The following is a 4,880-nucleotide window of genomic DNA, read 5'->3' on the forward strand; positions in this document are numbered from 1 at the left end:
CCGACCACGGTCTGGAATGCCCATCCGGAACCGGCATCAATGGTTCGAGCACGTCCCGCGCTCAGCAGAGATCTCTTCGCGCACCGCCATGTGTCGAGTCTCACCGAGAACCACACCGAAAGACTTCAGCAACACACCCTACCCCCGCTGGGTCATGACGTTCCGGCGCGGACCACGGCGGGGCTGCGCCCACGGATGCGTTTATACGCCGCGCTGAAGCCGAACGGATCGGCATAGCCTACCGCCTGCGCCACGGTTGACAGCGGTGCCCGGTCGCGCAGCAGCAGGTCGGTGGCGATATCCATCCGCAACTCGGCCACATATGTCATCGGCGGGACGCCGAGGATCTCTGTAAAGCGCTCCGCGAAGGCCGAACGCGAGACGGCAGCCACCTGCGCAAGACGAGCGACCGTCCAGGGTGCGGCCGGTTCGGCATGCACTGCTCTGAGTGAGGGGCCGACGACCGGGTCCGTCGCCGCGGTGCTCCACGCCGGACGGGTGTCGGCATCGGTGAACCGCCCGCGCAGGGACGCGGTCAGCAGCAGGTCGAGCCAGCGATCGAGCACGGGCTGCCGTCCGACCGATGCTCGCCGCAGCTCGACGTCGAGCATGCGCACCATATCGGTCGTTTCGGGCAGGTCGATGCCGCACCACCTGGGCAATGTCGACAACAGCCTGCGCCCCATTCCATCGGATACGGAGTAGTTCCCCGAGATCACGGTTGTGGTCTCCTCGCCAGCCCCCGCGGACTCGACCAAGCAGCGCAGCTCGTCATCCGGAGGCGGCAGCGGCACACCGTCGATCGTGCGTACGCCGGTCGGGTCGACGATCAGGCGCGGAGCGCTGCCCGGGGCATCGACCAGCAGGTACGGCGCGATGGTCGAGACCAAGTACACGATTCCGCGGCGCAACGCCACCGTCTCGCCATCGTCAAAGACGATATGCGCGGACCCATCCAGGACGAGCACGATCGACAGCGGTGCGCGCTCGCGCACGCACAACCCGAACGGGTTGCGCAGAACCGAGCGGTGCAGCACGCCATCGCGGGTGCGCACACCCGTGAGAAGTGCGGAGACCAGATCCATACCGACAGCAGATCATGGACGATCGCATATGTAAAGTGGCGAATCATGCATGGTTCATCCGCCACACGCCGCCGACGATGGGGATATGACCACATCGACACTTCCCTCTCCTCTCTCATTGACCGCCCACACCCTCGCCGTGATCGGCGCCAGCCGCGGCACCGGCGCGCTCACCGCCCACCTGGCCGGCTCCGCGGGCGCGACCGTCCGGGCGGTCTCGCGCTCACCCGGCGCCCGCGGCGCCGGTCTCACCGCGGTGCTCGGCGATGCAACCGACCCCGACACCCTCTCCCGGGCCATCGCCGGCTGCGACACGGTCATCATCATGGTCGGAACCCCCGGCCGCGACCGCAGCGGCATCCGCACCCGGGTCACCCGCACCGTCATCGACACGATGCACCGCGAAGGCGTGCGGCGGCTGCTCGTGCAGTCCTCACTCGGACTCGGCGACAGCGCCCACCGGTTGGACCCGATCACCCGGCACCTCGTGTTCCCCCTCGCACTGGGCCCGACGATGGCCGACCACACCGCCCAGGAGCAGCACGTGGCCGACAGCGGGCTGGAATGGACCATCACCCGACCGGGATACCTCAACGACCGTCCCGCCACGGGCACGGTCATCGCCCTGCCCGGTTCCAGCCGCGCACCCCTGCGTCCGCGCATCTCACGCGCGGACCTCGCCGCCTGGACCCTGGCCGCGATCGACGACCCCGACACCGTGCATCGCCGTCTCACGCTCGGCTCTCCCCGGTGACCAGCGCCGTCACCGCCTTCACCACCCTGCACCGCGAGCGGCCAGAACGACGCCCAACCCTCGCCGATCGAATCAGGCACAGCGCGGGAGAGACCGCCCCGCCCGCCGCGTGCAGCGCCCGTTCCAGATCGGCCGCGGCCGCGCGGCCGGGTCGCGGCTCATCGTGCGCGCCAGCACGGCGTCGAGGATCGCGGGGGCGTCGGGACCTCCGACGGCACCGACGGCACGCGCCGTGCCACGGGTCCTCCGTCGCCTGTGCAGAAGTCAGAAGACGGTGCCCGGCGGCCGCTCGGTCGGGTCGAACGGCGCATCCAGCGACTCCGACAGCTCGCGCAGCAGGGCCTCGACCTGCGGCTCCACGTACTCGGCCAGCGCGTCCTGGATGCGCAGGCGGTGGCGCAGCAGGACCGCGCACACCTCACGGCCCACCATGTTCGCGTAGTCGTCGGCCAGCCCGACCTCCTGGCGCAGTGCGGCCTTGGCCTCGTCGCTGAGCGGAGGCAGCGGCGGAACTGTCGCGTCAGCCTCGTCGGCCAAGCCCGAGATCGTGAACAGGAACGGCTGCCCCGGCACCGGGTCGGGGTCGAGCGGCAGGCCCTCGAACTCCGGATCGAGGCCATCGGCGGGCCGGTAGCTGCGCGCACGGTTGCGCGCGGCCTGCTGGTCGAGCTCTGTCTGCAGCATCGGGAGGTTCAGCGACGTGTACGTGGCGACCGAACGGTCGACGATCGTCTTGATGCGCGTCGACAGCCCGTGCTGCACCCCGTGCGGCACATCCGACCCCAGGCCGGCCGCCGACAGCACCGGAGAGCCGATGCAGCGCCGACACGGTGCCACCCTCCCGCGATGCGTGGCCGGCTCCCAGCGCGGCAGCCAGCGAAGCCAGGCGTCCACGGCCTGGCTCACCTGCGTTTCGAGCGAGCGCTCCACGTGCTCCAGGCTATCCCCCCGACTCCCAGGGCCAGCGCGGCGGGTCGGCGCGGGTGCGGCGCAGCGCCACCGCGAACCACGCGCACACCGCAGCGGCGACGCCGACGATCGGCGCCCACGGCCCCAGCGCCAGGCGACCGGCCACGGCGCCGGCCACGGCCGCATCCACTCCCCCGATCACCGCCGTGAGCCACACCGTGACCACGTATGCGAGATAGCAGGCGACAGCGGCCCACAGGGCCGCAAGGTACGACGGATGCGGCGCACGCAGCGCCGGCAGCAGCACCGCGACAAGCGCCCCGACGGCCACGATCACCCCGAGTACGGGCGGCAGCGGCCCGAACCCCGGGGCCGCGATGACATCCGTCCCCGTCAGCAGCGTCGCCATGCCCAGACCGAACACGACGAGGGCGACGAAGCCCGCCAGCGCGAACCCCAGAGCGACGATCGGGCGGGCGCCTCCACCCGATCGCGACGAAGTGGTGGGCGTGACGGCGCCCCTAGCCCTGTGCGGAGGCCACGAGCGGCGGGCCGGCCTCGATCGTGCGCTCGTACTCGCGCTGCGCCTCGTAGTTCAGTTCGCTCACGCGCTTGCCGCGCCGGGCGGCCCACGCGCCGAACCAGATCGTCAGCTCACGGCCGAAGATGAACGCGGCGAAGGCCAGCGGCACCCACAGCTGCGATTCGACCAGCTCACGGCCCTGCGTCGCCGTGAGGTTCCAGAACGGCGCCTCGAACAGCTGGCCGAGCAGGTGCCCGCCGTACGATGCGAATCCCACGAGCAGACCGAAGATCACCCACAGACCCCACCGGCCGCGGTTGATGATCGCCCCCAGCAGCCAGAACGCGAGGAAGAACACCACGACCGGTACCCACAGCGCCCACGACGCGAGCGAGCCCACCAGCGACGGCACGACATCGGACGGCGCGATCGCCCCCGCGATCAGGTTCACGCCCAGCGTCGTGCCCAGGTACAGCACCCCGAAGCACACGGCGGCGATGACCCCGATCGCCCCGGCGGCGGCGCGGTTGCCGCGCGGGCGCGGCGGCTCGGGCGCCTGCACGAAGATCGGCTGGGGTGCGATCGACTGCGGGGCCACCGCAGCCGGCGCGACCGCGGCCGGTGCGACCGCAGTCGCCGCGATGACCTCGGTCTCCTCCACCACGGGCTCGCTCGGCGTGACCGCCGGCTCGGTCACGACCGTGGGCGCATCGTCGTCGAGCGGCACATCGTCACGCTCGTACCACGGCACGGGCTCCGCAGCGGCGGGCTCGGGCTCGACCACCGCCCCCTCGACGACGACCTCCTCGGCGGGTGCGTCGACGGCGTCACCGCGTGCGGCCTCGGCGTCGGCCAGCCCCTCGTTCGCGTGGCCGACGACATCGTCGACGGCGGCGGGCTCCTCGACCGGGTCGACCGGGTCGCCCGGGTTCTGGGGGTCACTCATGGGACGCACTCCTCACTCAGGGATGACGGGACGCTTTTCACCCGCACCGTGAGAGTACCGCCCGCATCCGACGCCGCGCGGCAGGCGTGCCGACGTGTCTGCGGACGAACAAGGGCCCCCGGCTCGCGCGGAACCGGAGACCCCTGTTCACGGGATGCCGTGGGCATCCACTCGACTCAGTTGTACGTGCCGGGTGTGAAGTCGTCCGTCGAGAAGCTGTCGAAGTCGACGTAGCTCAGGTCGGCGTCGCTGAACGCACCGTCCGAGGCGAAGATGCGGTTGGGGTACCGCTCGCTCTTGGCCTCTTCGGTCGCCTCGACCGTGACGTTGCGGTACTTCGCAAGCCCGGTTCCGGCGGGGATCAGCTTTCCGATGATCACGTTCTCCTTCAGGCCCACGAGCGGATCGCTCTTGCCCTCCATCGCGGCCTGCGTCAGCACGCGCGTCGTCTCCTGGAACGACGCCGCCGACAGCCACGACTCGGTCGCGAGCGACGCCTTCGTGATGCCCATCAGCTCAGGACGGCCCGACGCGGGCCGCTTGCCCTCGCCGACGGCCTCGCGGTTGATCTGCTGGTAGCGCTTGAAGTCCACCATCTCGCCGGGCAGCAGGTCGGTGTCGCCGTGGTCGACGACGGTGACCTTGCGCAGCATCTGGCGCACG

At 70.9% G+C, this 4,880-nt stretch carries 5 protein-coding genes and 1 pseudogene; 1 reads left to right on the plus strand and 5 read right to left on the minus strand.

All coding sequences use genetic code 11. The features are described from left to right. Nucleotides 1–152: 152 nt before the first annotated feature. Nucleotides 153–1,085 (minus strand): AraC family transcriptional regulator, encoded by a 933-nt coding sequence (locus ACK5IN_RS04690; protein WP_416895052.1) that lies wholly within the window; start codon nt 1,083–1,085, stop codon nt 153–155. A gap of 118 nt (nt 1,086–1,203) precedes the next feature. Here ACK5IN_RS04690 and ACK5IN_RS04695 point away from each other — a divergent pair, with 118 nt between their 5' ends. After that, nucleotides 1,204–1,839: an NAD(P)-dependent oxidoreductase gene (locus ACK5IN_RS04695; protein ID WP_416895053.1), complete on the plus strand. Its 636-nt coding sequence runs from the start codon at nt 1,204–1,206 to the stop codon at nt 1,837–1,839. 264 nt (nt 1,840–2,103) lie between these two features. Here the strand turns inward: ACK5IN_RS04695 and ACK5IN_RS04700 are convergent, their stop codons facing one another. The 4 genes and pseudogenes from ACK5IN_RS04700 to ACK5IN_RS04715 all read right to left on the minus strand — a co-directional run. Then, nucleotides 2,104–2,769, minus strand: a complete 666-nt coding sequence (locus ACK5IN_RS04700; protein ID WP_416895054.1) for a spermidine/putrescine ABC transporter substrate-binding protein — start codon at nt 2,767–2,769, stop codon at nt 2,104–2,106. A 10-nt stretch (nt 2,770–2,779) separates the two neighbouring features. Beyond that, on the minus strand, nt 2,780–3,157 hold the full coding sequence (locus tag ACK5IN_RS04705; protein ID WP_416895055.1) for a hypothetical protein: 378 nt from the start codon (nt 3,155–3,157) through the stop codon (nt 2,780–2,782). Nucleotides 3,158–3,269: 112 nt separating this feature from the next. Next, a complete protein-coding gene (locus tag ACK5IN_RS04710; protein WP_416895056.1) occupies nt 3,270–4,217 on the minus strand; it encodes an ABC transporter in 948 nt (315 codons plus the stop codon). Nucleotides 4,218–4,393: 176 nt separating this feature from the next. Then, a pseudogene (locus ACK5IN_RS04715) lies at nt 4,394–4,880 on the minus strand (DNA-directed RNA polymerase subunit beta'); the annotation flags it as partial.

The sequence above is a fragment of the Microbacterium sp. genome (genome assembly GCF_047971895.1).
GTDB lineage: Bacteria > Actinomycetota > Actinomycetes > Actinomycetales > Microbacteriaceae > Microbacterium.